Below are 25,292 nucleotides of genomic sequence, written 5' to 3'. Positions count from 1 at the left end.
CGGGTTTTCCTGTGCTGTAAGCGGCCTTTGGCGCTTACAGGGTTGGTTTGCCGCGGCAGCGAGGGCTTGTAAGCGGCTTTTGGCGCTTACAGAGCCCGAAGCCGTGCAGCGGCGGCGGGTTTGCTGTGCTGTAAGCGGCCTTTGGCGCTTACAGGGTTGGTTTGCCGCGGCAGCGAGGGCTGTAAGCGGCTTTTGGCGCTTACAAGGCCCGAAGCCGTGCAGCGGCGGCGGGTTTGCTGTGCTGTAAGCGGCCTTTGGCGCTTACAGGGTTAGTTTGCCGCGGCAGCGAGGGCTGTAAGCGGCTTTTGGCGCTTACAAGGCCCGAAGCCAGGCAGCGGCGGCGGGTTTGCTGTGCTGTAAGCGGCCTTTGGAGCTTACAGGGTTGGTTTGCCGCGGCAGCGAGGGCTTGTAAGCGGCTTTTGGCGCTTACAAGGCCCGAAGCCGGGCGCCGCGGCGGGTTTTGCTGCGTATGTAAGGCTGGTTTCAGCCTTACAAAGCGCTTTTCGCCCGGCGGCGGGGCTTGTTAGGCCGATTTCGGCCTTACATGCCCCCATCCCACCTGCTGCTCGGCCGCTTCTTACAGCGCCTGCTCCACGCTGAGGCGCGGGGGCAAGACCCGCGCCGGGACGCCCACGGCGGTTTTGCCGCCGGGGATGTCCCGGACGGCGACGCCGCCGGCGCCCAGCACGGACCAGCTGCCGACGCGGATGCGCGGAATGAGCACCGCGCCGCTGCCGATGTGCGCGCCTTCTTCTGCGGCGGCGGCACCGGCCATGGTCGCGTTCGGCGATACATGCGCGAACGGACCAACCAGCGCGTCATGCTCCACGACCGCGCCGGAATTAATGATGGCGTGCGCGCCAACGACGGCGCCCGGCCCGATGACAACGCTGGGCATAACGACGGCGCCAAGCCCGATGCGAGCATCCTCCGCGACAACCGCGGAAGGATGGACAAGCACCGCGTACGAAGACTCGGGCAGCGCAAGCTTCTCTACAATGCTGCGCCGGGTACGGTTATCTCCGATTCCGATCACGACATGCATACCCGGCTCATCCGCGAGAAAATGCTTCAGCGTCGCGATTGGGCCATACGGCAATCCGCCGCGCAGCTCGACACCCGAGAAGCGGTCATCCAGGATGGCCGCCAGCCGGTAAGTCTTCGATACGCGGGCAATCTCCATCAACACCCGACCATGGCCGCCCATGCCCACAACAATGAGTGGGCGTCTTGCCGGCTCTTCCATTACCCGGTATTGCTCCGTATGTCCGCTAATCATGATGCATTCCCCATTTCTCTGCTTCCCGTAAATTTTTGAACGGTGGCTTGGCCCGCGCTTGAAATGCCGTCGCGCTTCAGCACCTTCCCGACCGTCCGAATCAGAATTCGAATATCAAACCAGACGCTTTGCCGCTCCACATAAGTCAGATCAAGCTTGAACTTGTCTTCCCAGGAGACCGCATTCCGTCCGTTCACCTGCGCCCATCCGGTAATGCCCGGGCGGACATCGTGGCGGTGAGCCTGCTCTTCCGTATATAACGGGAGATATTCCATCAGCAGAGGCCGCGGCCCCACTAGACTCATATCCCCTCGAATGACATTAAATAATTGCGGCAGCTCGTCCAGACTAAGCTTGCGAAGCAGCTTGCCGAAGGACGTCAAGCGCGCTTCGTCCGGCAACGGCTGGCCGAACCGGTCGTTCGCGTCCCGCATCGTGCGGAACTTCAGCACGTAGAACGGGTTGCCATACCTGCCCGGCCGCTGTTGCTTGAACAACACCGGCGAGCCAAGCTTCAGCTTCACGAGCAGCGCAACGACTAGCATAACCGGTGACAATAACACCGCAGCCGGCACGCTTGCCGCCAGATCAAACAACCGCTTGCCAAAGGCGTTAAGCTTAGCTCCGATCCCGCGATTGCGGTCAACCCGCAGCTTCGTGCTCCGGTACAGCCGCATCAGTCGCTCGACAACCCGGGCTTCCGTAAACGCCGCCTCAATCCGCCGGCGTCCCGCCGCACCCATGCGTTTGCGCGCTTCCGGCGTATTCATCATCGCCGCAAGAGATTCGCCAAGCTGCATCGTATCCCGGTAAGGGACGAGCAGCCCCGTCTCGGCATGAGCGACCAGCTCCCGAGTGCCAAGCACATTGGTTGCCACAATCGGCTTGCCAAGCGCCATCGCTTCCATCAGGGAGCGCGGAATGCCTTCTTTTTCCGAAGTTAGCGTTACCGCGTCCGCCATCGCGAGCCATGGAATAATCGAGGACTGCTGGCCGACAAATAACACGTCATCCGCTAGTCCCTGCTCCTCCACTTGTAGCTTCATCTGCTGCTCGAGCGGGCCCTGCCCGGCCAGCACCGTCACCCAGTTCAGAGCGCCGACGCGCTTGAGCTCCATCAAGGCATCCAATAGCAGGCTGTGATCCTTGACCGGTTCAAAACGAGCCGCCATAAACAGCACCTTTTCCTCCGGATCGATGCCATGCTTCCTGCGAAGCACCGCGATCTGTTCGGAAGTCACCTTGCTGGCCAGATGGTCCAAACGATCCAGGTCCACCCCGTTGCCCTCTACAAAAACCGGCCGCCAAGGCGCCATCTTGCGAAGCACCTCCGCGTCCTCTTCATTCTGCGAGGCGAGCGAATGGCAGCATAACGCGCCAAACTTCTCGAGCATCCGGTACAGCGTATACGTCCCTTTCGATTGTCCCTCGTAAAAAGGCAACCCGTGGCTCGTATGAATGACGACCGGAACACCGGCAAGCTTCGCTGCCATCCGTCCGATCAGACCGGCTTTGGCCGTGTGGGTATGCACGATGTCGTACCGCTCGCGGCGGAACAGCTTGTACATCGCCAGAATCGACCGCAGGTCGGCAACCGGCTGGATGGAACGCGCCATGGGCAGCAGCTTCCATTCGAACGGGTAGGCTTTTTCCTGCATCAGCCCCTCCTCTACACCTTCGGGAGAAGTGATGAACGTCACCTGAACCCCCTCCTGCTGCTGAAGCAGCCGAAGCTTGTCGCCCATAATTTTGTGGCTGATGCCGGAGGTGCAGATATGGGCTATTTTTTGAATCATTGTCCCGCCGCCTTTGCCGCCGTTTCCAGGTCGGAATGGACGCCATAATAAGACTTGAACCATTCGGCGAACTTACCGATGCCTTCCTCAATCGTAGTCTCCGGACGGAAGTCCACGTCTGCCATCAGACCGTCGACATCCGCATATGTCGCAACGACATCGCCCGGCTGCATCGGCTTGTACTCCATAAACGCCTTGCGCCCCAGCTTGTCCTCAATCGTGTTAATAAATTTCATGAGCTCAACCGGCTTGTTGTTGCCGATGTTGTACACTTTGTAAGGCGCATAACTGGTGCCGGGATCCGGCTCCATACGGTCCCACTCCGGATTCGGCTTAGGGGCGTTTCCGAGCAGTCGGTAAATGCCTTCCACGATGTCGTCGATATAGGTGAAATCGCGCTGCATTTTGCCTTGGTTAAAGACTTGGATCGGCTCTCCGGCCATAATCTTTTGCGAGAAGCTGAAGTATGCCATATCCGGGCGGCCCCAAGGACCGTACACGGTGAAGAAGCGCAGCCCCGTAGTAGGCAAGTTATATAAGTGGCTGTAGGCATGCGCCATCAGCTCGTTGGATTTTTTCGTTGCGGCGTACAGGCTGACCGGATGGTCAACGTTGTCGCTTACAGAGAAAGGCATGCTGACATTGGCGCCGTACACGGAGCTTGAGGAAGCGTAGATCAGATGCTCGATGCCCGCCTGACGCGATGCTTCCAGCACATGGCCAAAACCTTGCAGGTTCGTCTCCAGATAGGCAAAAGGATTCGTCAGGCTGTAGCGTACCCCCGCCTGCGCCGCCAGATGGACGATCGTCGTAACGCCTTCCTCCCGGATCAGCGAGAGCAGCGCATCGTAATTGACTAGGTCCTGCTCGGCCGCTCTAAAAGATGGCGAAGCCGTCAATTGCGCCCAGCGATCCCGCTTCAGCTGCACATCGTAATAGTCATTAAAGTTATCAAGGCCAACAACTCGTTTGCCTTCCTTCAGCAATCTTGCGCTCAAATGAAAGCCGATAAAACCGGCCGCTCCCGTCACCAAAATCGTCATATAGCCCCCACCCTTTCTCTGCTCTCGTTTGTGCTTGCTTCTGTATTTGTATTAGTGCTTGCGTTTGCGGTTGTGTTAGTGCTTGCGGTTGTATTTGCGTTTGCGTTTGCTGTTGTGCTTGCTGTTGTATTTGCGTTTGCTGTTGTGCTTGCTGTTGTGCTTGCTTCTACGCCTGTGCTTGTGTTCGCCGCATTAGTGCTGACAGCTGGCGTTTCGTTATGCTCGGACATTTCCTCGCGAACCGGCTCCGCCCCCGCTGCAACTTCCCGCAGAGAGATTTGGCCCACCATTTCGCCAAAAGACTGCCAGAACGCCGTCCGCTTCGCATCCAGCCGCTGCTTCGTGAACTGCTTGGACCGGCCAAAGTTACGCTCCGCCTGCTCCTTCAGCCATCTGCGGTCAAATGTCGCGCGTTTGATCTGCTCTGCCAGCTGGTTTACTTGGCCCGGACGGTGCAGGCAGCTCTCGTGGATCAGCTCGGGAATTCCGCCCGCCGTTGATCCAAGCACCGGACAAGCCCGGCTCATCGCTTCAATCGTTGCCCGCGGCAGCCCTTCCTGATAGCTCGGCTGCACATACAGATCGATATTGTCGAGCCATTCGAAGACCGCTCCGCCGCTTGGCAGCACGCCTTCGAACGAAACGAGGCTTCCGATGCCCAGCTTCTCGGCCATTGCTTGCCAGCGAGCCGGATCTCCGTCGCCAAGCACGCGGAATTTCGTTGCCGGCAGGTTCGGTTTCGCTTTCGCAATGGCGCGTAGGGCAATGTCGATTCCTTTCGTTCGGCCGTTTAGCGACCCAATCAAACCAATCGTAAGCGGCGCGTCCGTGCTCATCGCCTGCAGACGCTCCAATCTGCGGGTAAGCACCTCTTCGCCCGGCTCCGGAATTTCCACGTTGGAGCAGGATTCCGTCCGTCCTCCGATATTCGGATAACGTTGCTGCAGGAATTTTTCCGTTACATACAGCGCATAAGGGGCGTCCTTCACGATTGCCCGGGTCTGGTTCAGCGAGAACGGCGCATACAGCTTCCCTTGCAGATTGCCGTAATTCCAGAGGCCGTCCCAAGCGCAGGCTACCACTTCCACGGCGTAAGGCTTGCCCATTCGGCGAGCTACACGGATGGCTTCCGCCCCGATCTCGCTTGGCACGCGCGCAATGACGGCGTCGGCCTTGCCGATCGCCTCCTGCAGCAACTGCTCGATATAACCGCGCTTCGTCATTTTATTAACCGGATTGCTTAGCGACGGAAGCACGAGAAAATCAACATTTGGCCCGCTGGAGAGCGTTTTGCCCGCCATATCGGCATCCGAGGATGCTTTCTTGCCCCTGCCTGCCACGGTAATCTTGTCAAAAACGCCAAGGTACCGCTCCCACACCGCATATGGCAGCTTACCGCCGGAGAAAAATTTGCCCGATTCGTTAAAATAAAACGTATGGTCATGTGCCCAAAGCACGTTCATGCTGGTTCCCTCCTTTGTTTCTATTGCCCGGCCCGCAGCGGCGGTTTGCGCCGCCTCGGGCGGGTCTCTTAGTTCGTTAAGGTCCCCAGGGACCTTAACCACCTAAACTAGCTACTTTTCCCTCGGCTTAAGGTCCCTTACGGACCTTAAATCCCCGACAACTGCTGCTTTTGCTCGACTGGGGCACGTTGCGGACAACGTTAAGGCCCCTCAGGGACCTTAACTCCCCGCGCAATCCCTCAAGCGCCCTCTGGCGCCGGAACCGTTCCCGTCCCGATGCTCTTCACTGGCCGGGCCGGTACGCCGGCCGCAAGCGTGCCAGCCGCGACCGGCTTGTTCACCACGGCGCCGGCGGCGATGACCGCGCGGGCGCCAATCTCAACGCCGGCGAGGATGCGCACGCCGCAGCCGACCCATACGTCCCGGCCGATTCGAATGGCCGAGCCCAGCACGGGATTGTCGCGGATCGGCAGCGACGGATCGTTCCACGTATGCTGGAACGAGACTACCGACGACTGATGCGCGATGGATACTTCATCTTCGATGATGAGTCCTCCGTATGCATCGATGTAACATTGCTTATGGATACTCACATTTGAGCCGATAACCAGCCGTTCCGGATAACGAAGCTCAACCGATCGTCCGATCAGCACGTTATCGCCGCAACGTTTGGCTAGTCTTCTCAGCAGGACGTAACGCATCGCCACGCCCGGCAAATCCGGCAGCCAGTCGCTCAGCACCCACATCCATTGCAGAAGTGGCCTTGGCACCGGCTTCAGCACCGTCTCTGCCATACGAAGCACGCCGCGGAAACGGCCGAATTGATCTCGGCCTCTTTTTTTCGTCTTATGGACACTGCTTCGTTCCAATCGATCTCCCGTCCATTCACCTGCCCTATGTTGTTCTTGTTCCCGCATGTCCTTCAGCCCCCTTTCCTCCAGCAAGCCTTCCCTGCCAAGCCGTTGCACTCGGCTCTAACAACTCTGGCTCGCCTAGTTGATTCTCTTCCGCTAACTGAATTTTCCGATGTTTCTGAACAAACGTCTTGCGGCACCATATGAGCGCATAAGCGCCAATGGTATATAAAAGCGGCAGCACCGGGAGTTTTTTGCGGACCATGTTATCGCCGATCGTTCCGACGCCATAATCAAGTTCCCGACCGGTAATCGTCACGTAGCCGACCAATACGAGCGCGCATGCATAAGTAAAGATCAGCACCGCCGCCATCAGGTAGAACTTCCGCGTCTCCTTGTACACAATGGCCTGGTATACCGAGATCATAAGCACAAAGGCCATAAACACCGCTTCCAGCGTTCGCAGGAGCAGCTCCGGTTCCCAGTTGCCGAAGTTAATCGGATTCGGACTAATAAACAGGAAGACCGACAGCATAACGGCGTTAATGATGCCAAGCGGACCAATCTGCATGAACAATAGGCCGGCGGCGGCTGCCATGACGCAAATCGCCGTGCGAATCCGCATCGTGTACAAGAAGTAGAAGCTAAGCGTGTAAATAATCGCGTAATCCCTAAGCCCCGTCGCATACAGAATCACGAGAATGAACAAGATCCATCTCCGGCGAACCATCAGTTGCGCCCCAAGCAATCCAAGCCATACACAGGTGATATCTTTGGCGAACAAAGAGGACATGTACATCAGCGAAGGGCTCATCAACAATCCGATGACCGAGATAATGATAAACGGCGTTCTCGAGTTGTCCGCATCCGGAAGCGTATAAGCAAAGCGGCTTTCGTTCAGCCGGTAAGAGCTGTTCACGATGAGCAGGAGCAATACCGTGTTGAACAAAATAATCGCCAGCGGATCGTCCAGCTCCAGCCATTTGTAGAATGGCATATACAACAGGCCAAACACCGGGTATGCGGAAACGTTCATCCAGCCGGTCGAGATCTGCTCCATCGCATAAGGCATAAATTGCGACAGCTTCTCGAAGGTCGTTACCTGCTCGTAGTAATGAATCTCGTCCGGTCCGGCCAGCGGATTGACGGTTGCGGCGTAGATCGCCTTACCCGCCAGCGTAGCCGTAAAGCTCGCCATCAGCAGCACCGGCGCATTCGGCCAGCGCATAAGCACGAAGAACGGCAAGAGCAGTCCGGAGTACAAAATCAGCGCGAGCCTTTCATCCGCGGCAAAAGCCCACTTCGCCGTCAGTATGAGCAGAACGGAATATCCGACCAGCATGATTTTCCGCGTATCGATTAAACGGTCAGCCTGCATAGAGACGCTCCAGCTTTGCCGCGCTAACGCGGATATCATAACCGCGCTCGCCTAGCGCCGTTGCCCGTTCCTGCCATTCTCCGCCGCCATGGCCTTTGCGTTCAGAGAGCGTAACCAGCGCTTCCGCCCATCGCTCCGGCGAATCGCTCAGAGCGAGCCGCTCAATCAGACCGATTCGCAAATCCGCTTCCCGCGGCACTTCTTCCGAGATGAGACACGGCACGCCCGCCGCTTGCGCCTCAATAAGGACAATGCCAAGACCTTCGTAGAGCGACGGAAGGACAAAAGCATCAAGCGCGCCAAGCAATTCCGGCACATCCTTGCGAAGGCCGAGAAACTGAACCTTGCCTGCAATGCCTAGCGTCCGCGCCTTCTCTTCCATCTCTGCCCGCAGCGGACCGTCGCCGCATAGCAGCAGCCTCGCGTTCGGACGCAACTTGATCAGGCTTGCGAAGCTGTCCAGCAGCAGCGCATGGTTCTTCTGCTTGCTGAACCGGCCGATATGGCCGATCAGCAGCTCATCCTCAGCGGCGCCGAACCGGCGGCGCAATTCCTGGCGGTTCTCCCGCTCAAGCGACTCGTACGGAGCAAGCGTGATCGCATTCGGGAACACGTCTACGCGTCCGTCCTTCCAGCAAGTGGTGCCAAACAGCGATTCGCAAGCCGCCCGCGAGCAGCCGAGCATATTCGTCGAATAACGGCTAATCAAGCTGCGCATATACGTCCGGTACAGATTGCGAAGCACCGAGGAAGATTTGCTGTCGCTCGTGTTGTGGCTGTGGCTGATCCGCACCGGCACGTCAAGCTGTTCAGCCAGCTTAAGCACATAACCGCTGAATCCAAACACATGGCTATGCACCGCGGCGTAAGGACCGTACTTCTTCATGTTCGCCATCAGCTGCTTGCGGAAGGAGCGGATTCCGTCCTTTGGCGGCGGTTGAACGAAAATCGTTCCGCCAAGCTCGCGAATCTCGTCATCGTAGAAAGAAGGCTCCGCCGACTGCACGGCAAAATGAAACTCGTATTTGTCTCTGTCAATATTCCGGTATACATTCATCAGCAGCGTTTCAATGCCGCCGGGATGCATGCGTCCAACCACATGCAGCACTTTGATTTTGGTATGGCTCATGGCAGTATTCTCCCGATATGTTCATAGAGCTGCAATTTCTTATCGTTAATGGCCGCCTCCGAGTCCGCCATCCGTCCGTCCACCGCGGCGGCAAGCTGCTGCCTGCTATTGCGGAAGTCGATCAGCTGGCTCTTCATGCCCAGATCGGCAAAAATATTTTCAAGCTTGCGGTCCCAGATTAGCCCGTAAGTCGGCTTGCCCATCGCAAGCGACGGAATGCAGGCGTGAAGCCGCTGCGCAATAACGGTATCGCAGGCCGCAATCGAGCCGACCAGCTGTTCAACCGTCGTTGGGTACGGCGAAAACTCTACGCCAGGCAGTCCTCTAAGGCGCGGTTTCACAAACTCTTCGACAAAAGCGTTATCCGATGCCGCGCCATTGGTGAAGAAACTCACGTTAAGGCCTGCGCCAAGCGCCACCTTTGCCGCTTGTTGCCACCAATCCGCGCAAGCTTCGCGTTCCCAGCGGAGCTCGCAATGCCGGTTCATCTCATGCGGGTCCATCACGCCTAGCCCGATGGTTCGCTTCCCCGGCTTCTCTACTCCCGCGGCAGTCTCCGTAAGGCCAAAGGCTTCCGGAGTAAACAGCGCCGGATCAGCCAGCGTTACGGTCTTGCCCTTAAGGCTCGCATCGAGGCCAAGCAGGAACTTCCTAGAATCCTCGTCGCGTACCGCGATCGAAGCCGCATACCGGCAAACGTCCAGCAGCCAGCGTTTTGCTTGCGGACTCCAAGGTCCACGCGCGCCAACCAGCAAAATATGAAGCGGCTTGCCTTGGCGTTTGGCCTCTTCCGCTACTCGGCGGACCGCAAGCGGAAACGTCCAATACGTATCGATGAGCAGATGGCCGCCCCCGATAAATACCGCTTCCGACTCTTCTACCGCCTGCTTGAGCTCGCTGCCCAGCTTCTCGTTCTTGCCCCGGTGAATCCAATAAGCCTTCAGGCGCCGAAGCGCATCGGGCGTCATCTTCTTGCCGGAACCGTCGCTGTTCAGCCTCAGCGCGGGCGCCGTATCCTTCTGCATCACTGCCGAAGCCGGCGCACCCGCAAGCGCGTAATGCAGACTGCCCCGTGCCGAGTAGATCGGCATCGATTGATCGCAGCGGCCGTCCAGCAAGTCGAAATGAATAACCTGATGTTGACCGCGCATGGCGATAATCCGGTTTAACGTATAAGCGATGAGGCCATCGCCCAAATTCGGCGACTTCGGAACTCCCGCCAGCAATACTTTCTTCACGAGTCATTCCTCCTCTTTCTTGCAAATGCCAGCTTTGGCGCCCAGGCCAATGTCTGTACGCCCGGCTTGCGGCTTACGAGCAGCACGGCCGCCGAGTTCCAGACGATAATCGATAGCGTAGCGGCTAACGCTCCGCCTAGCATGCCGAGCATCGGAATAAGCAGCGCGTTAAGCGCGGCGTTCACCACCGCTGCGGCGATTAGAATTTTGGTTAACGCGTTCTGACGTCCCGTCATGGTTGCTACAGTGCCGTTCTGCCCGCAATAAGCGCTGAACAGCTGGCCGAAAGCAAGAATGAGCAAGGACGGGTAAGCCTGCGTGAACTCCGGACCAAACAATCCAAGCGTCCAATGGCCAAGAACAACGAAATAAGCAAATACGACTGCGGCAAAAGCAAACCCGATCCGCCCCGTCCGGATACATACCCGTTGAAGGCCAGCCATATCGCCCTTGGCGAATTTCTCCGATACGAGCGGCGAAGCCGTCATATTAACGGCCGTCAGCATAAACGACACCAGAACCGCCAGGCGGACGGCTGCCGAGAACAAGCCCGACTCGGTCTCTCCCCGCATAAACCCCATCATTAACACGTTTAATTGTCCAAGGATTAAATACATGCCGGCATTAACCATTAACGACGACGATAACCGCAGCCAGCCGCGAGTCTCGTAACTAGCCGCAACGGCCGCCGTCTGCGCGCCGATCCGTTTGTTCAAGACGATTGCGCCGATGACATAGGTGACCGCAGTAGCAAGAAGGTAACAGAGCAGCGCGATGGCTGCGCTAAGTTCTACTCCGGCACCGCCTAATGCCGCGACAAAAGCAATCGTCAGCACCGGACGGATGATTTTCTCCGGCATCTGCGCGAATAGCGCATCCTTCATCGCCTGCAGCGCGCTTTGGCGCAAGGTGGCCAGCGTCAGAAGCGGAATCGCGGCAAAACCCGCGATATACGCAAACGTCTTGGCATGTCCTTCGCCGCTGCCCTGACCGCCGCTTCCCCAGTCCATCCATGCCACAACGGCAATGCCGATGATAGCAGCCAGGATTGAAAGCGTTAATCCAATCTGATTGCTGCGGCGCAGAAGGCCTTTGATAAGCGGCCAATCTCCCTTCACCCGATAGGCGGACACAAGCTTCACCGTCGTTGTATCGAACCCGAGCTTCGCCGGGAACACCATAAACGTGACAACCGTAGTAACAAAAGCGTAAATCCCGTAATCTTTCACGCCGAGAATCCGGGCAAGCGCGATCTGCAGCAGCATCGCCAGTCCCATGCCAATCGAGTTGATCAGGAAGCTGGCTCCTCCGCCGCTAGTGAGCCGCGAAGTAATTAATGTCCTTATGGACCCAGCCCTTGCACTTGCGCCAACACTGGCACCAGCATTTGTACTTGCGCTTGTGCTTGTGCTTGCGGCGGCACCTGCCTCCTTACCGCTGATGTTCATGTTGCACTCTCACTTTCTATCCGGCAGCCGTAGCGCCGTTGTTGCGGTAAGTTGGAACGAGATGCTGCAGAACGGCGCGAATATCGTCCGGATGTTGTCCCAGCACCTTTTCCATCTTGCGAATTTCGAAATCAAGCTCCTTGCGGTTGAGCTGAACGGGCCTGCCGATAAAGATCCGGTTATGCATCGTGGAAGAGAGGCCTTCTTCGTTCGTCAGCAGCTCTTCATACAGCTTCTCGCCTTCGCGCATGCCGGAGAACGTAATGTCGATATCCACATGCGGCTCGTAGCCGGAGAGGCGGATCAGGTCAACCGCAAGATCGTAAATCTTCACCGGCTTGCCCATGTCGAGGATAAACACCTCGCCGCCTTTGGCGAAGGAGCCTGCTTGAATAACAAGCTGAACGGCTTCCGGAATCGTCATGAAATACCGCACCATCTCCGGATGCGTTACCGTCACCGGGCCACCCTTTGAAATTTGATCCTTGAAGCGCGGAATAACGCTGCCGCGGCTGCCAAGCACGTTGCCGAACCGTACGGCCACAAACTTCGTATTGCTATGCTTGTCGAGCGACTGGATAAACATCTCGGCGATCCGTTTGGTCGTGCCCATGACGCTGGTCGGGTTAACGGCCTTGTCCGTCGAGATCAGCACGAAGCGTTCCGCGCCGTAAGCATCCGCGCATTCGGCCACGTTTTTGGTGCCAAATACGTTGTTCTTTATCGCTTCCGCCGGATTCCGTTCCATCAGCGGCACATGTTTATGCGCAGCGGCATGGAACACCACTTGTGGTTTGAATTTAGCGAAAACAGCGTCGATCCGCGTCCGGTCCTGCACATCCGCAATGACCGTTTCTATTTGCAATTGCGGGAACATCCCGCGCATTTCCATCTCAATCGTGTAAATACTGTTCTCGCCATGTCCCAGAAGCAGCAGCTTGCTTGGAGCAAACGGCGAGATCTGGCGGCATAGCTCGGAGCCAATTGAACCGCCCGCGCCCGTTACGAGAACGACTTTATCCTGTACGTAACTAGCGATATGCTCAAGATCCGTACGGATCGGGTCGCGTCCGAGCAGGTCTTCTACGCTGACATCGCGCATGCGGCCCGCCGCTCCGCGGTTATCAATGATATCCTGCAGATCCGGTACAATCTTCAGCTTCGCTTTTGTTGTTTTGCAAAGATTCACGAGCTCGGAAATTTGAGTCTTGGATACCGAAGGCATCGCGATAATAATCTCGTCGATATGATGCGATTCCACGATGCAAGCAATCTCACGGCGGTTGCCGAGCACTTGCAGACCGAGAATATCCATTCGGTGCTTATAAGGGTCGTCATCCACAAAACCTACCGGCGTTACTTTCATGCCGTCGTTCTGCATCATTTCCTTCGCGATCAGCGTACCGCAGCTCCCTGCTCCGATAATAAGCGCGCGGCGGTTGTCGACCGGGTTGCTTACGCTGTACTTATCGCAGAAGATGCGCCATGCAAGGCGCGGTGCAGACAGCAGCAAGAAGGTACCCGCCGCTTGATGCAGCATCAGCAGGAAATGCGCGTCCCCTTGCATGACCCACCAGGCCGCAAACGGAACAACGGCGGAGACAAGCGATACCTGCAGCAAGCAAAGCATGTCGGAGATGCCGGTATATTGCCAGATCCGGCGGTGAAGACGGAGCCGGTGAAGACGCCAGAAACCTACCACTGCCGCTAATGCCCCATAAGCCAGCCATGCTGTTGCTCCGCCCTGAGGCACCGAAGGTTCAAGCGCAAACGCAATGGCGAAGCTGGCCAACACTGCTGCCAGATCCCCCGCCACAATGACTTTTGTTCGATAATGAGCCCGCATTATTAATTCCTCCTAAAAAATCTTATCTATATCTCTGTCTCACGCCGTTGTCGCTTACGTCCGTTCTACGTACTCGTAATAAGGCCCCGCATCGCGCTGGCTGGTCTGGTTAAGAGCGATGCCAACGATTCTCGCCTGCACGAACTGCAAGGCGTTTTTTGCTTTAATGACATGCTGCTTTTTGCCCGTCCGCGCATTAACGACTAGCAGTACGCCGTCGCATCTGGAGGATACGACCTGCGCATCCGCGACCGCAAGCACCGGAGGCGTATCGATCAGGACGATATCGTATTGCTCGCGAAGCTGGGCTAATAGTTCATCCATGCGGGATGAACCTAGCAGCTCCGACGGATTAGGCGGAATCGGTCCGGAAGTGAGGATATCCAATCCCCGGATCCGGCTTTCCTTCACCGCTTCGCTTAAGCCCGCCTGACCGGATAAGACATGGGATAATCCCGTCCGGTTACTAAGACCAAAGGTGTAATGGGCGGTAGGCTTCCGAAGATCGGCATCCACCAGAATGGTCCGTCTCTCCGTCTGGGCGTAAGTAACGGCCAGATTCATAATCGTTGTGGACTTGCCTTCCATCGGTCCCGCTGAAGTGACCATAAGGAGCTGCAGCGGGCGGTCCGTCTCGGCATATTGGAGGTTCGTCCGCAAGGTGCGGTACGCCTCCGAGATTGGTGATGCCGGATTCGCATCCGCGACAACCGGGCGGAAATTAGGATTGGTGCGTGACATTGTCGCCTCCACTCTCCTTTCCGATAGTTGTGGTTCTGCCTTGGGCTAACACCTTCGGCTTCAGATCGCCTTGTTTAATGTTTGGTATGGCTGCCAGCGTAGGAAGGCCAAGATAACGTTCCACATCGGCTTCCGTCCGGAGCGTATCGTCGAAGTAATTAAGAGCGAGTACCAGCGTGATCGACAACATGAATGCGGCAATAAATCCGATGACCGTATTCAGCTTCGTATTCGGCTTCACCTTAACCGGCTGATCGTTCGAATCTGCGGTATGAAGGATGTACACGTTATCCACCTTCATAATGAGCGGAATTTGCTGCTGGAACACATAAGAGACGGTGTTGACGACTTGCGCCGCACGTTTGTAATCCGTGTCCAGATAAGAGATGGTAACGACCTGCGTGCCATTTACCGAGCTGAACCGGATGTTGTGCATCAACTGATCCGTTGTTAGTCCAAGCTCGGGATGTTTCTCCACGACCAGATCCATAATGGCCGGGGTCTTGATAATTTCCTTGTACGTATTAATTAAGCTTAAATTCGTGTTGATCATATTCAGATCCAGCTTGAACGATCCCGCCTGTCCAGCTGTCGAGTTAACGATCAGCTTTGTATAGGCTTCATAGACTGGCTTCATCACCCATGCGCTGTAAGCTCCCGCCGCTGACGCACCGAGTACGGTTATGAGAATGACAAGCCAAAGCTTTTTCCGAACAAGCCACACGATTTCCTTTAAATCCAATTGGCTGCTCAAAACGACAATAACCTCCATCCCTTTCCTCAACATTCGACTCTGATTATGTCACAAGGGTAATTAGGAAACAGGGGAAGAAGGTAATATTTTGAATTAGGCGGCTGTTATCATTTTTTGACTATGATTTGTATGCTGATTTACCTAACGTTTCATATTTCTCATCAAGAATTAATCGTTTATAGATAATAATTACCAGTAATTTCATGAATTATGGAGATGAAAAACGTTAAAATCCAGTTAACTGATACACAACCATAGGCATAGAAACGGGATGACCGGGACAATAGCGTTTTGCCGCGTAACGGCGGGGCTCGCCGGATATGGAAGGGAGAGGAAATTGTGACAATCTGTCGCAAAAAACGGAGGTGCAAGGGACTTTTGCCATATCCTTGTTCAATAGTCGGGATAATACCCGGCCGGGTCCAAAGTATAAGAGTCTTCTCATATTCGCCCGCCCTCCCGGTATACGACCTGTTGACCTAGGTTTGTCGGCATTTTAGAGTCTATGGGCCCCTGAAAAGTCAGGATTATGTTAATTTTGCAAGATGGCGGATTTCTTCGGATTTTTATGAAAGCGTCGTCATTTGTCAGATTGGTCACTTTTGATCGCAAAAGAGCTCATTTTTGCATCATCCCCCCTTTTTAGCTATAAACCAATTGTAAAATAGGCTAGTCCAGCAGTAGGACGATGAGCAGCGGGCCGGCTGCCCGAACCTCGAATTCATCGGTCCCGTAGTCCGGGCGAACCTGTATGTCTGGGCTTTGTTTCGCGCGGATTTGCCGCATAAATCGCCTCTCAAACTGGCCTTTTCCGCCTGTTTGGGCATGTTGCATAGCTAGCTTTATTACCCTCCGCCGGGTACGCTGCATATCCAGTCTCTCCGCTTCCCCCCCGGGCTACGTTGGATTCGGTACAGTAAAATGGAGTTACAATCGAGGAGGCTTGATGCTACGATGGATTTAGTTCATGCTGTATAAACTCCAACGTAGCCTAAGGAGAGAAGTGAACCGGATGAATCCTATCGAGATTACACCTTTTACTCCAGCTGATCTGGACTCTGCTTACCACCTTTTCAAGCGGTCTATTCCCGATACCTTCGAGAAAGAAGGGTTAACAGCTGCTTTTACAGATGAGATCCAGCAAGAAGTTGACGGTAAAAAGCAAATGCTGCACGATGCTATAGTGGATGAGGCTAGCGTACGCTTTCTAGTCGCACGAATGGATGGGAATGTGATTGGCGCTATTTCAATCGGTCCATGCAAAGAAGACGTTATTCGCTGTACCGAAGGCAAGCTGAGTAACATTCTGGAGCTCGGTAGTTTGTATGTAATGCCTGAGTATCAAGGACAAGGAATTGGCTCCGCCTTAATTCACGAGATGATAACTTCTCTTGCTGAAAGAGGAATTGAGCATTTCTGTCTGGACTCCGGTTACCGAAACGCTCAGATGAGGTGGCTGCGCAAATTCGGAAAGCCCTACGTAACGGTCCAAGATTATTGGGGTCCGGATCTGCCCCATATGGTCTGGCACTGTAACGTGGCTGATTACTTAAGATAATTGGAGATAAAGGCAAAAACAGCGGCAGCCCGGGATCTGTCCAGACCCCGGGCTGCCGCTGTTTTTTACAAGCAGGCGATTAGTTGTTCGTATCCATTAGCGTCCCTGCAGACGATGAATCATTCATCGCTTGCGAATGTTTTCTTCTAATTAATATAGCCACAGATCCGAACCCCATTACCAGCATACCGGCCAGGACGAACAAGGCAGGAACGAGATGGTCGCCAAACGCATCCGGTGAAGTAATTGCGCCGCCGCTCTCGAATACGAGTCCGCTAATCGCTACGCCAAACACTCCGCCAAGCTCGCGGGACGCATTGCTGAGGCCGCTTGCCTCGCCAGCCGCATGGTCGGGCACCGAAGTCAGAATTCCGTGGGACAATGGAGTAAAGCTGAAGCCCATGCCTGCCCCGGCGGCGATCATTGCGGGAACCATATAGCCAAACGGGAACACCGCGCCTTGCCCGATAATCATAAACGCAAAGTAGAGCATCGCCGCGATCTGCAGGAACAGGCCAAAGAGCAAAATTTGCTTGGTACCGTAACGGCCGACTAATAGGCCAGCTAGAGGAGCGCAGATCATTGTGCAGACCGTCCATACCATCTCCCTTACTCCCGCGCCAAGAGCGGAGTAACCTTGAGCTTGCTGCAGGAACAAGGTTAGCAGGAATATCGCGCCGAAGATTCCGGCATTCATCCAAAAGCCCGCCGACAAATAAGCGCTATAGTTGCGGTTGCGGAAGTAGGCAAATTGCACAAACGGCTGCTTGCGGCTTCGTTCCCAGTAGTAGAAGGCAAGCAGCAGGATAACGCCTCCCGCCATCGACCCCCAGACGGTAAATGAATCCCAACCTTCCGAGTTGCCGCGCATTAAGCCAAACACGATACCAAACAAGGAAGCACCCAGAAGTACGATACCTAGGAGATCGAGCGGTTTGCGTTCTCCCTTCGACTCCGTCAGCCACATCGCGCCAAGAATAACGGCAACGATGCCGATCGGCACATTAATCCAGAACACCATTTCCCAAGGCGCGCCGTTGATGATAATGCCGCCAACGAGTGGCCCAATCGACAACCCAAGTCCGGATATGCCGGACCATAAGCCGATCGCCGCGGCACGTTTTTCGGGAGGGAACGCGGCATTTACAAGCGTTAGGCTGAGCGGAATGATCGCCGCGCTGCCTATTCCCTGCAACGCCCGCGATAGTGATAGCTCGATGGAGCTCGAGCTTAACGCGGAGGCAAGCGAGCCAATCGTGAACAAAACGATGCCGAGCAGGAATATTTTTTTGCGGCCAAATCGGTCTCCCAGCGCGCTAAACGGTATGAGCAGAACAGCAAACGCCAACGTGTACGCGTTAAGGAACCATTGCAGGTCGGACATACCGGCATGAAAATCCTGTTGGATGGACGGCAGCGCCACCCCGATCACCAGATTGTCGAGCATCGCCATAAAAAGCGCAATACAAGTAATAACAAGCAGCCGAACACGCGAAGCTGTTGATGGCATGTGTAACTCTCCTTTTATTGGATATTTATTTATTGATTAATAAATATAAGTTTAAAAAATTGTCTGCCTTATGGTGGTGGTGGTAGTTGCGGCGGATACGCTGCACGGCGGCGGCAGCTGGTTGCTCCTCCTTTTTCGGTAGTTTCTTTATTTATTAATAAATAAATGAATCCTCTTTAAAAAATCCGTCTGCGGCGGCGAGTACGGATTTTGGAAGAAAGCTACGGCTGCTATACTACTCGATATGACCTAGATGCCCTAAGTCTGCCAGCACGGGTAGATTAAGAATTTCAGACATGGTGATTACCATCCCGCAGGCGATGAAAGTCGAAGCTTGTTGACTCGAATTCGGCATTCCTGCCTTCTCAAAGCGTTCTGCGATCAACTGGTGGACCTCGGCGAATCGTTGTTTTACAACCTCCCGGACATTGGGCTCCGGTGTTGTGTAGGACTGCATGCAGAGCAGCGTTTCATCGCGATGATTGGCCATCAGCTCGTTGAAGGCTTCCCCCATCTGATGGTGGAGCATCTCCGGCGATGCATCTACTTGGCTGAAGGCGTGCAACAGTCTTTTTTGCGCTCGCTCCAGGACAGCCAGGTACAATACTTCCTTCGACTTGAAGAAGTGGAACACGTAAGGCTGCGTTACCCCTACCTCCGCGGCAACCATGGCGGTAGTCGTCTTGTAATACCCATTAATCGCAAACAGCGAGGCGGCTGCATCTAGGATCTGTTCTTTCCGGTTCGTTACGGCTTGGAAGTCTTTTTCTCTTGGCGTCATAGGCAACCTCGTTTATTTATTTATCAATAAATTACTGTATAGGATTGGAAATGTCAACTGGTTTTGTGCGAAAAAATCGTGGAACGGGGAAAAATGGGCTCTTCGGCGAGTGGTAGGGCGGCTGTAGCAGGCTTTTTGCCTGCTGCATGGTTTGTTCGGGCTCGCTCTCGAGCGGGGGAACAGCTGTAGCAGGCTTTTTGCCTGCTGCATGGTTTGTTCGAGCTTGCTCTCGAGCGCGAGACTAGCTGTAGCAGGCTTTTTGCCTGCTACACGGTTTGTTCGAGCTTGCTCTCGAGCACGAGACTAGCTGTAGCAGGCTTTTTGCCTGCTGCACGGTTTGTTCGGGCTCGCTCTCGAGCGACTTACAGTGTAGCAGGCTTTTTGCCTGCTACACTGTAAGTCGTTTAGCTACTTCCGCCACACGTTTGCGCATTCGGCCACCAGTAGCACGGTTTTTTCCTCTTATTGTGCTCGGTGCGGCAGTTAGACGGCTTCTTACACCTCTGTAACTCGGTTTTTTCCTCTTATTTAGCTACTTCTGCCCCACGTTTGCGCATTCGGCCACCTGTAGCATGGATTTTTCCTCTTGTAGTGCTCGGTGCAGCTTATTGCAACTCGTCGAGCAGCTGTTCGAACCAGCTGGCTCGCTCCAGCGCAGCGGGGATATCGCCGACGCCGTCTTCGTCGCACCATGCGGTGGACAGCACCGCATGAGCGAACCCCCACGCCAGTGTCCTGGCGTGGTCCAAACCAAGGGCGCCGCATAACAACTCCACGCGGCGCCGGATCACTTCCAGCTGCCCCTTCGGCGGCAGCTGGTTCAAGAGCAGCGGAATCGTTCCGTATTCCGCCTCTCCAACCACACCCTTCGGGTCAATGGCCAGCCATCCCGGCTCGCCATGACCCGAAGACAAAATATTCCCATGGTGCAAGTCACCATGGAGCAGCAACAACGGCCTGCCGCCATCAAGCAGGCGGCGAAAAACCTCCTCCGCGCGTCCGACCACGCGCTCCGGCAATGGCCCCGTGCCGCCGCCATGCCGCTGGCGCAGCCGGGCGAGGCCCGCGGCCCAGTCCGCTACGGACGGGAATTCTCCCCCGTCCGGCGCGGGAACCGCCAGCCGCCGCATCACCTCGGCGGCGGCCAACGTCCTGGCTTCGTCGCCAAGCTCCGACTCCGCCAGCGTCAACCCCGGCTCCACGCGCTCGATCAGCAGCGCGCCCCGCTCCTCATCCTCGGCGAGCAAGCGCACCGATCCGCGCCCATCGTACAACCGCAAAGCCGCAAGCTCCGTGCGGATTTCCCTGCTAGGCACGCCAAGCTTTAGCACGGCACGCGTCCCGTCCCGCATAACAACCGGGGCCACAAAATTAAAAGACAAAACAAAAGGAGACGGCATTTCTACCGTCATCCCCCATTTTTCCTCGCAATCAAGCAGCAAACGGTCGAATCCTTCCAGCCATTGCTCGCCTTTTTCGCCGTGAACCGATTTGATCGTCTGATACAAATGCTCTGGAATCCGCATCTCGCACTCTCCCCCGGCACATCTTTAATAACATTGATCTACTATTCCAGCCACTGCCCGCCTTTTTCGCCGTGAACCGATCTGATCGTCTGATACAAATGCTCTGGAATCCGCATCTCGCACTCTCCCCGGCACATCTTTAATAGTACTGATCTACTATTCCAGCCACTGCTCGCCTTTTTCGCCGTGAACCGATTTGATCGTCTGACACAAATGCTCTGGAATCCGCATCTCGCACTCTCCCCGGCTACTCGTCATGTCGCTGCCTATACGCATAGTCGACCCTCGCTCAGAAGCTCAGGCCCACCCTATGCACTCTGCACCAACTTCGTTAACGTCATTAAACCCGTACCGGAATCACGCATACCGGTTGGAAAATCTCAATCGAATAGCCCGTAAACACCGGCATACCCGACTCGCTGATCCGGAATACCGCTACATTATTGGTATCTTTGTTGGCCGTAATCGCAAACTGGCCGCCCGGCACAAGCGCAAAATGTCTCGGATGTTTTCCTTCCGTCGACACATGTCCAACCAGCGTGAGCTCACCGCTCGCCGCGTCTACGGCAAATACGGCAAGGCTGTCATGGCCGCGGTTAGAGCCGTAGAGGAAACGTCCGTCCTCGGAGATCGCAATTTCCGCCGTGCCGTTCGCTTCAGCAAATCCTTCGGGCAACGTGGATACGGTTTGCACCGCTTCAAGCGCGCCTTGGTCTGCATCATACCGGAACGAATTAATAGTAGAATCGAGCTCGTTAATAACAAAAGCAAACTGGCCATTCGGATGGAACGTCATATGACGCGGGCCTGCGCCAGGTTGAACAACGGTCTCGCCATGGCGAACCAGCTTGCGGTTTTCTTTATCCAGCGTGTACGCAACGATCCGGTCAATTCCGAGATCCGGTACAAAAATATACTTGCCGTCCGGGCTGAAGTTCGTGCTGTGCGGATGCGGCGTTTTCTGATTCGGATGCGGACCGCTTCCTTCATGCTGCTGAATGTCGAGAATCTCGCCGATCTCGCCATTATCCGTAAGCGATACAAGGCTGATACGGCCGCCATGATAGCTGCAGAGCAGAGCAAATTCACTACTCGCATCACGCTGGATGTGGCACGAAGGCGCCGTAATCGCAAGTTTCCGGTTCAACTCTGCAAGGCCGCCGCCTTCGATCGAAAAAGCAACCGCGTCGCCAACCTTCGCCCCTTCCGCATCCGCACCTTCCGCGATGGCGTATAGTCTGTTTTTCGCGGCATCAACGTTCAGGAAAGTTGGATTTTTCAGCCCCGATGCCTGCTCCTTCAAAGCAAGCGTTCCTTCTGCAGGATCAAATTCGTAGCGGTATACGCCGCTGTTCTCGCTCTCCGCGTAAGAACCGATAAATACCGTTAATTTTTCATTATGTAAAGTCATTAATGATTTCCTCCTCTTTCTATAAATCGCTCTTTATATTGTACCCGCTCGCCTTGCATAAACCAAGCTTGACGCTTCCGCATGGACAATAGCCGCAAATAAGCCTACACTGTCTTTAACGAATCCACTATGGAGGAAAGGGGTAGACAAGAACTTTGGCTATTAACCGTAAACTTTTCACCGACCCGGACTTTGAAGAGGCCGTGTTGCGCAAATATCCCGTACGCGTCTTTCAAGATGATTATATTGTGAACAACGGCGGTACCGTCATTCGGTTCGACGACAGCATCGTTGTCATTCAATCCAGCGTAAGCGACCTTGTCTATTATAACCGTTCGGATTGCGAGTTTTTTGAGGTTCGCAAACGATAACGGCAGCGCCATCCAAAGCGGATGCAATGACAACCGTCATTATTTAGCGCTATAATCATTTATTGCTAAGATAATTTGCAAGCATGATTAATCACGCTATACATTTATACCATTAAGGAGTTTGCAGCATGAGCGAAAATGGAAAAATACTCGTCATGACCGCCGTAGCGGTCGAACGGGATGCCGTTCTGCGCGGCCTAAGCGGCGACGACCGCTTCGAGGTTCTGGAAGCCGGCGTTGGTCCGGTGGAAGCCGCCGTCAGCGCGGCAACGGTTCTGGCTCAAGCGGGACCTGGCGCCTATCGCCTCGTGATTTCAGCCGGCATCGCCGGCGGATTCAAGGAGCGCGCCGAGGTAGGTTCGCTTGTTGTGTCGGATGCGATCATAGCCGCGGATCTTGGCGCGGAGACTCCGGAAGGCTTCCACAGCGTAGACAAGCTGGGGTTTGGTTCCGCTCGCATCGACGTCGATGTTGAGCTGGCGGGACGTCTAGCAGCGGCGCTTCAAGCTGCCGGCTTGCAGACTGCTCTTGGTCCCGTGCTTACTCTTTCCACAGTAACCGGATCTGCCGAGACCGCTGTCGAACTGGCCGCAAGAATTCCCGGTGCCGCCGCGGAAGCCATGGAAGGGTTTGGCGTTGCCGCTGCTGCCCGCCGCGCGGGTCTGCCGGTGCTGGAGCTTCGGGCGATCTCGAATCCGGTTGGTCCGCGTGACCGCAGCGCTTGGCGAATAAAGGATGCCCTGCAGGCTCTTGAAGCCGCAAACTCCGTATTACGGGAGGTAATCGTATGAAAATCGCTTTTTCCCCGTGTCCTAACGACACGTTTGTCTTCCATGCCCTAACGCATGGACATGTTCCCGGTGCGCCGGAGTTTGAGATCATGTATGCCGATATCGACATAACGAACAATCTTGCGGCAAGCGGCGACAGCGATCTGGATGTGCTTAAAATTTCTTACGCAGCTCTTCCTTGGGTATTGAAAGACTACGCGCTTCTGCCATGCGGCGGAGCTCTTGGCCGGGGCTGCGGCCCGCTTGTTCTCACGAAAGACAAGCTGGAAGACCCGTCTTCCTTAAGCGGCAAACGCGTTGCCGTTCCTAGCGAACGCTCGACGGCCTACCTGCTGTTCCGTCTATGGGCAGCGCAAAATGTTCCCGGCGGCGTAGGCGAAATCATCGTCATGCCGTTCCATGAGATTATGCCTGCCGTGAAGGACGGCCAGATCGACGCCGGACTTGTTATTCACGAAGCTCGCTTCACGTACCAGAATTATAACCTGTCCATGCTCGTTGACCTAGGCAGCTGGTGGGAATCCGATACCGGCCTCCCAATCCCGCTTGGCGCAATCGTTGCCCGCCGTTCGCTGGACCTTAAGGCCATTGCCGGTTGGATCGAACAATCCGTCGAATATGCCTGGAAGTATCCCGAAGCATCGAAGGAATATATCATGCTGCATGCGCAGGAGATGGATCCGGCCGTTGCGCAGCAACATATTGACCTGTACGTGAACGACTTCACGGGCAACCTCGGAAGCAGCGGTTACGCCGCAATCTCCACCTTGCTGAACCGCGCAGCCGATGAAGGCCTTGTGCCGGCAATCGACCCGGCTCTGCTCGAGTTCCCGGGCTAAACTACAAAAAGGGAGTCCCAACTGCCACCATGGCGCAGGGACTCCCTTTTTCTATGTATTCTCTTTTCTGAAAAACAAACTTATCGTCAGCATGATACCAAACGCCATCAGGAAATAACCCGTTAGCAGTGCCCCTATTGCATGATATTTGATGACAATAGCAATCCCGACCAAGGTGATTTGCAAGGCTAGAAGGGCAACCTTCCATTCTTTCTTGTCCCATAACGCGATAATAGTAGTCGGCAATACGATTACAAAAATAATAAACGCGAAAAAAAACAATAACAGCGGAGTCAGCGGTATCACCTCGCCTTATTTTTTTCTTGCTATTACAATAGGCTGGTAATAACCCGATTCCGATGGCAGAAGCCACTCGATATCCGAGAATCCAACCGTACTAAGAATATCGGTAAGTTCATCTCGCAATAAAGCTCTGTACCTTGTTGTGCTCTGTTTGGTTACCCATTGCCCATTCTCTTGCTGCATCAGAAAGTGGTTTGTCAGATACGTTTTCGAGTCGTCTGCCCAATCCCACACCTGAAAAACAATGCGCTGTCCCTTATCGAAAACACGCGGTTCGGTAGCTCTAGGCTTCGTAATTACTAACTCATCGTAATCTCTCATTGTAAGAAGAAGAATGCCGTCATCTTTAACTTTTGCATACATATTTCTTGCGGCCTGATATAAATCTTCATCCGTCAGAAGATGCGGTATTGCATTATCCGCCGAGAGAACGACATCAAACACTCCGCAAACATCATCTTCTAATGAACGAAAATCGGCCACCTTAAAGTTTATTTCAACTCCGAATGATTCGGCCTCTTTTCGGGCTCTCTCAATGGATACCGCGCTTAAATCCGATCCTGTTACTATAAATCCATGATTAGCTAAACCAATAGCTTGCGTGCCGATGCCGCAGGAGCAGTCTAGAAGCGAGACTCCCGCCATACTCGGACTCTCGAGTTTCGAATCAATGATTTGGCTCAAAACTTCTCCCTGCCATGTTATAGCATGTTTCCAATCAACAAAAATGAGATGGTACGATTCGGCTAGGTCATCGTAAAAATCAACAACAGACTCAACCATATCACTCACCGCCTATTGTTTGGGATGACTGCTGGTTAACCACGATTAAATCGTATGCATCGACGGCATTTAAAATAGATTTCCCTGCCCCGCTCCCTCCGTCTATGGACACGACCAAGGGACTGGTTCGGCTTAATAATAAGCGTTGCTTAATACCGGAGACAATTGCCTTAACGGCTTCCCTTGATTCATGGGTTAGCGTGTTCTTGTCCAAGGATATTTCTCCACCTCTTTCCCTTAAATTCTTATGTCCACTCAAGTCCTCTCCGCGCCGCAGCCAAACGAAAAAGAGCCGCCCCTTACGCTTGAGGCAGCTCTTATCTATTCCAGTACGGTCCGACTAGACGTCGGAGTCGTCCCATTTTTTCGAGTATGCTTTCTTTGTGACCCACAGGGTCATCCAGGTGAGTATAATAACAATGATGGCAGCAAAGATCCAAACTCCAACAG

22 protein-coding genes and 1 pseudogene are annotated in these 25,292 nt (G+C 54.8%); 4 read left to right on the top strand and 19 right to left on the bottom strand.

The genetic code is table 11. The annotated features are described in order from the left end of the window. Positions 1 to 577 precede the first annotated feature (577 nt). The 13 genes and pseudogenes from QQK89_RS08355 to QQK89_RS08295 form a co-directional block, all read right to left on the bottom strand. Entirely contained in the window at positions 578 to 1,279 is a 702-nt protein-coding gene (locus tag QQK89_RS08355; RefSeq protein WP_284238071.1) for an acetyltransferase, read from the bottom strand. Next, on the bottom strand, positions 1,276 to 1,908 hold the full coding sequence (locus QQK89_RS08350) for a sugar transferase (RefSeq protein ID WP_434481637.1): 633 nt from the start codon (positions 1,906 to 1,908) through the stop codon (positions 1,276 to 1,278). The genes QQK89_RS08355 and QQK89_RS08350 overlap by 4 nt, the downstream gene beginning before the upstream one ends. A gap of 57 nt (positions 1,909 to 1,965) precedes the next feature. After that, positions 1,966 to 3,024: pseudogene (locus QQK89_RS08345) on the bottom strand (glycosyltransferase family 4 protein); the annotation flags it as partial. 47 nt (positions 3,025 to 3,071) lie between these two features. Continuing rightward, the gene (locus QQK89_RS08340) at positions 3,072 to 4,118 is read right to left on the bottom strand and encodes an NAD-dependent epimerase (protein ID WP_284238070.1); all 1,047 of its coding nucleotides are present in this window, start codon (positions 4,116 to 4,118) and stop codon (positions 3,072 to 3,074) included. Next, positions 4,115 to 5,581 (bottom strand): glycosyltransferase family 4 protein, encoded by a 1,467-nt coding sequence (locus tag QQK89_RS08335; RefSeq protein WP_284238069.1) that lies wholly within the window; start codon positions 5,579 to 5,581, stop codon positions 4,115 to 4,117. Before QQK89_RS08335 ends, QQK89_RS08340 begins: the two co-directional genes overlap by 4 nt. A gap of 239 nt (positions 5,582 to 5,820) precedes the next feature. Further along, positions 5,821 to 6,498 carry an acyltransferase gene (locus QQK89_RS08330; protein ID WP_284238068.1) on the bottom strand — a complete coding sequence of 226 codons (678 nt, stop codon included), beginning with the start codon at positions 6,496 to 6,498 and terminating at the stop codon, positions 5,821 to 5,823. Beyond that, on the bottom strand, positions 6,476 to 7,852 hold the full coding sequence (locus QQK89_RS08325; protein WP_284238067.1) for a hypothetical protein: 1,377 nt from the start codon (positions 7,850 to 7,852) through the stop codon (positions 6,476 to 6,478). The genes QQK89_RS08330 and QQK89_RS08325 overlap by 23 nt, the downstream gene beginning before the upstream one ends. Further along, complete coding sequence (locus QQK89_RS08320; RefSeq protein WP_284238066.1) at positions 7,803 to 8,942, bottom strand: glycosyltransferase family 1 protein; 1,140 nt, start codon at positions 8,940 to 8,942, stop codon at positions 7,803 to 7,805. The genes QQK89_RS08325 and QQK89_RS08320 overlap by 50 nt, the downstream gene beginning before the upstream one ends. Further along, positions 8,939 to 10,180: a polysaccharide pyruvyl transferase family protein gene (locus tag QQK89_RS08315; protein WP_284238065.1), complete on the bottom strand. Its 1,242-nt coding sequence runs from the start codon at positions 10,178 to 10,180 to the stop codon at positions 8,939 to 8,941. Before QQK89_RS08315 ends, QQK89_RS08320 begins: the two co-directional genes overlap by 4 nt. Further along, a complete protein-coding gene (locus QQK89_RS08310; RefSeq protein WP_284238064.1) occupies positions 10,177 to 11,628 on the bottom strand; it encodes an oligosaccharide flippase family protein in 1,452 nt (483 codons plus the stop codon). Before QQK89_RS08310 ends, QQK89_RS08315 begins: the two co-directional genes overlap by 4 nt. 16 nt (positions 11,629 to 11,644) lie before the next feature. Beyond that, the gene (locus tag QQK89_RS08305) at positions 11,645 to 13,474 is read right to left on the bottom strand and encodes a polysaccharide biosynthesis protein (RefSeq protein WP_284238063.1); all 1,830 of its coding nucleotides are present in this window, start codon (positions 13,472 to 13,474) and stop codon (positions 11,645 to 11,647) included. 54 nt (positions 13,475 to 13,528) lie between these two features. After that, positions 13,529 to 14,215, bottom strand: a complete 687-nt coding sequence (locus tag QQK89_RS08300; RefSeq protein WP_284238062.1) for a CpsD/CapB family tyrosine-protein kinase — start codon at positions 14,213 to 14,215, stop codon at positions 13,529 to 13,531. Beyond that, entirely contained in the window at positions 14,196 to 14,969 is a 774-nt protein-coding gene (locus QQK89_RS08295) for a YveK family protein (RefSeq protein WP_284238061.1), read from the bottom strand. The genes QQK89_RS08300 and QQK89_RS08295 overlap by 20 nt, the downstream gene beginning before the upstream one ends. A 1,012-nt stretch (positions 14,970 to 15,981) precedes the next feature. Here QQK89_RS08295 and QQK89_RS08290 point away from each other — a divergent pair. Continuing rightward, on the top strand, positions 15,982 to 16,527 hold the full coding sequence (locus QQK89_RS08290; protein ID WP_434481634.1) for a GNAT family N-acetyltransferase: 546 nt from the start codon (positions 15,982 to 15,984) through the stop codon (positions 16,525 to 16,527). Between the two features lie 79 nt (positions 16,528 to 16,606). Here QQK89_RS08290 and QQK89_RS08285 read toward each other — a convergent pair whose 3' ends face one another. The 4 genes from QQK89_RS08285 to QQK89_RS08270 form a co-directional block, all read right to left on the bottom strand. Further along, positions 16,607 to 18,037 carry an MFS transporter gene (locus tag QQK89_RS08285; RefSeq protein WP_284238059.1) on the bottom strand — a complete coding sequence of 477 codons (1,431 nt, stop codon included), beginning with the start codon at positions 18,035 to 18,037 and terminating at the stop codon, positions 16,607 to 16,609. A 235-nt stretch (positions 18,038 to 18,272) separates the two neighbouring features. Next, the gene (locus QQK89_RS08280; protein WP_284238058.1) at positions 18,273 to 18,818 is read right to left on the bottom strand and encodes a TetR/AcrR family transcriptional regulator; all 546 of its coding nucleotides are present in this window, start codon (positions 18,816 to 18,818) and stop codon (positions 18,273 to 18,275) included. Positions 18,819 to 19,423: 605 nt separating this feature from the next. Then, positions 19,424 to 20,344 carry an aminoglycoside phosphotransferase family protein gene (locus tag QQK89_RS08275; RefSeq protein WP_284238057.1) on the bottom strand — a complete coding sequence of 307 codons (921 nt, stop codon included), beginning with the start codon at positions 20,342 to 20,344 and terminating at the stop codon, positions 19,424 to 19,426. A gap of 340 nt (positions 20,345 to 20,684) precedes the next feature. Next, positions 20,685 to 21,755: a lactonase family protein gene (locus tag QQK89_RS08270; RefSeq protein ID WP_284238055.1), complete on the bottom strand. Its 1,071-nt coding sequence runs from the start codon at positions 21,753 to 21,755 to the stop codon at positions 20,685 to 20,687. A gap of 155 nt (positions 21,756 to 21,910) precedes the next feature. On the opposite strand from QQK89_RS08270, the gene QQK89_RS08265 reads away from it, so the two are divergent. From QQK89_RS08265 to QQK89_RS08255, 3 genes are all read left to right on the top strand, one after another. After that, positions 21,911 to 22,126, top strand: a complete 216-nt coding sequence (locus tag QQK89_RS08265) for a hypothetical protein (protein ID WP_284238054.1) — start codon at positions 21,911 to 21,913, stop codon at positions 22,124 to 22,126. A 128-nt stretch (positions 22,127 to 22,254) separates the two neighbouring features. Further along, complete coding sequence (locus QQK89_RS08260) at positions 22,255 to 22,917, top strand: futalosine hydrolase (protein WP_284238053.1); 663 nt, start codon at positions 22,255 to 22,257, stop codon at positions 22,915 to 22,917. Next, entirely contained in the window at positions 22,914 to 23,756 is an 843-nt protein-coding gene (locus QQK89_RS08255) for a 1,4-dihydroxy-6-naphthoate synthase (protein ID WP_284238052.1), read from the top strand. Before QQK89_RS08260 ends, QQK89_RS08255 begins: the two co-directional genes overlap by 4 nt. Before the next feature lie 51 nt (positions 23,757 to 23,807). Here QQK89_RS08255 and QQK89_RS08250 read toward each other — a convergent pair whose 3' ends face one another. Further along, on the bottom strand, positions 23,808 to 24,062 hold the full coding sequence (locus tag QQK89_RS08250; RefSeq protein ID WP_284238051.1) for a hypothetical protein: 255 nt from the start codon (positions 24,060 to 24,062) through the stop codon (positions 23,808 to 23,810). A gap of 6 nt (positions 24,063 to 24,068) precedes the next feature. Further along, complete coding sequence (locus tag QQK89_RS08245) at positions 24,069 to 24,842, bottom strand: class I SAM-dependent DNA methyltransferase (protein WP_284238050.1); 774 nt, start codon at positions 24,840 to 24,842, stop codon at positions 24,069 to 24,071. Between the last annotated feature and the right edge of the window lie 450 nt (positions 24,843 to 25,292).

The organism is Paenibacillus glycanilyticus, assembly GCF_030161375.1.
GTDB classification, from domain to species: Bacteria; Bacillota; Bacilli; order Paenibacillales; family Paenibacillaceae; genus Pristimantibacillus; species Pristimantibacillus glycanilyticus_B.
This window is presented reverse-complemented; position numbering and strand designations above follow the sequence as displayed.

What these genes read in the sequence shown, in the direction of transcription:
- QQK89_RS08305 (WP_284238063.1), bottom strand. Translation starts at nt 13,474, where the DNA reads ATGCGGGCTCATTATCGAACAAAAGTCATTGTGGCGGGGGATCTGGCA.
- QQK89_RS08280 (WP_284238058.1), bottom strand. Translation starts at nt 18,818, where the DNA reads ATGACGCCAAGAGAAAAAGACTTCCAAGCCGTAACGAACCGGAAAGAA.
- QQK89_RS08290 (WP_434481634.1), top strand. Translation starts at nt 15,982, where the DNA reads ATGAATCCTATCGAGATTACACCTTTTACTCCAGCTGATCTGGACTCT.
- QQK89_RS08275 (WP_284238057.1), bottom strand. Translation starts at nt 20,344, where the DNA reads ATGCGGATTCCAGAGCATTTGTATCAGACGATCAAATCGGTTCACGGC.
- QQK89_RS08325 (WP_284238067.1), bottom strand. Translation starts at nt 7,852, where the DNA reads ATGATATCCGCGTTAGCGCGGCAAAGCTGGAGCGTCTCTATGCAGGCT.
- QQK89_RS08245 (WP_284238050.1), bottom strand. Translation starts at nt 24,842, where the DNA reads ATGGTTGAGTCTGTTGTTGATTTTTACGATGACCTAGCCGAATCGTAC.
- QQK89_RS08320 (WP_284238066.1), bottom strand. Translation starts at nt 8,942, where the DNA reads ATGAGCCATACCAAAATCAAAGTGCTGCATGTGGTTGGACGCATGCAT.
- QQK89_RS08270 (WP_284238055.1), bottom strand. Translation starts at nt 21,755, where the DNA reads ATGACTTTACATAATGAAAAATTAACGGTATTTATCGGTTCTTACGCG.
- QQK89_RS08310 (WP_284238064.1), bottom strand. Translation starts at nt 11,628, where the DNA reads ATGAACATCAGCGGTAAGGAGGCAGGTGCCGCCGCAAGCACAAGCACA.
- QQK89_RS08300 (WP_284238062.1), bottom strand. Translation starts at nt 14,215, where the DNA reads ATGTCACGCACCAATCCTAATTTCCGCCCGGTTGTCGCGGATGCGAAT.
- QQK89_RS08355 (WP_284238071.1), bottom strand. Translation starts at nt 1,279, where the DNA reads ATGATTAGCGGACATACGGAGCAATACCGGGTAATGGAAGAGCCGGCA.
- QQK89_RS08340 (WP_284238070.1), bottom strand. Translation starts at nt 4,118, where the DNA reads ATGACGATTTTGGTGACGGGAGCGGCCGGTTTTATCGGCTTTCATTTG.
- QQK89_RS08255 (WP_284238052.1), top strand. Translation starts at nt 22,914, where the DNA reads ATGAAAATCGCTTTTTCCCCGTGTCCTAACGACACGTTTGTCTTCCAT.
- QQK89_RS08330 (WP_284238068.1), bottom strand. Translation starts at nt 6,498, where the DNA reads ATGCGGGAACAAGAACAACATAGGGCAGGTGAATGGACGGGAGATCGA.
- QQK89_RS08285 (WP_284238059.1), bottom strand. Translation starts at nt 18,037, where the DNA reads ATGCCATCAACAGCTTCGCGTGTTCGGCTGCTTGTTATTACTTGTATT.
- QQK89_RS08260 (WP_284238053.1), top strand. Translation starts at nt 22,255, where the DNA reads ATGAGCGAAAATGGAAAAATACTCGTCATGACCGCCGTAGCGGTCGAA.
- QQK89_RS08335 (WP_284238069.1), bottom strand. Translation starts at nt 5,581, where the DNA reads ATGAACGTGCTTTGGGCACATGACCATACGTTTTATTTTAACGAATCG.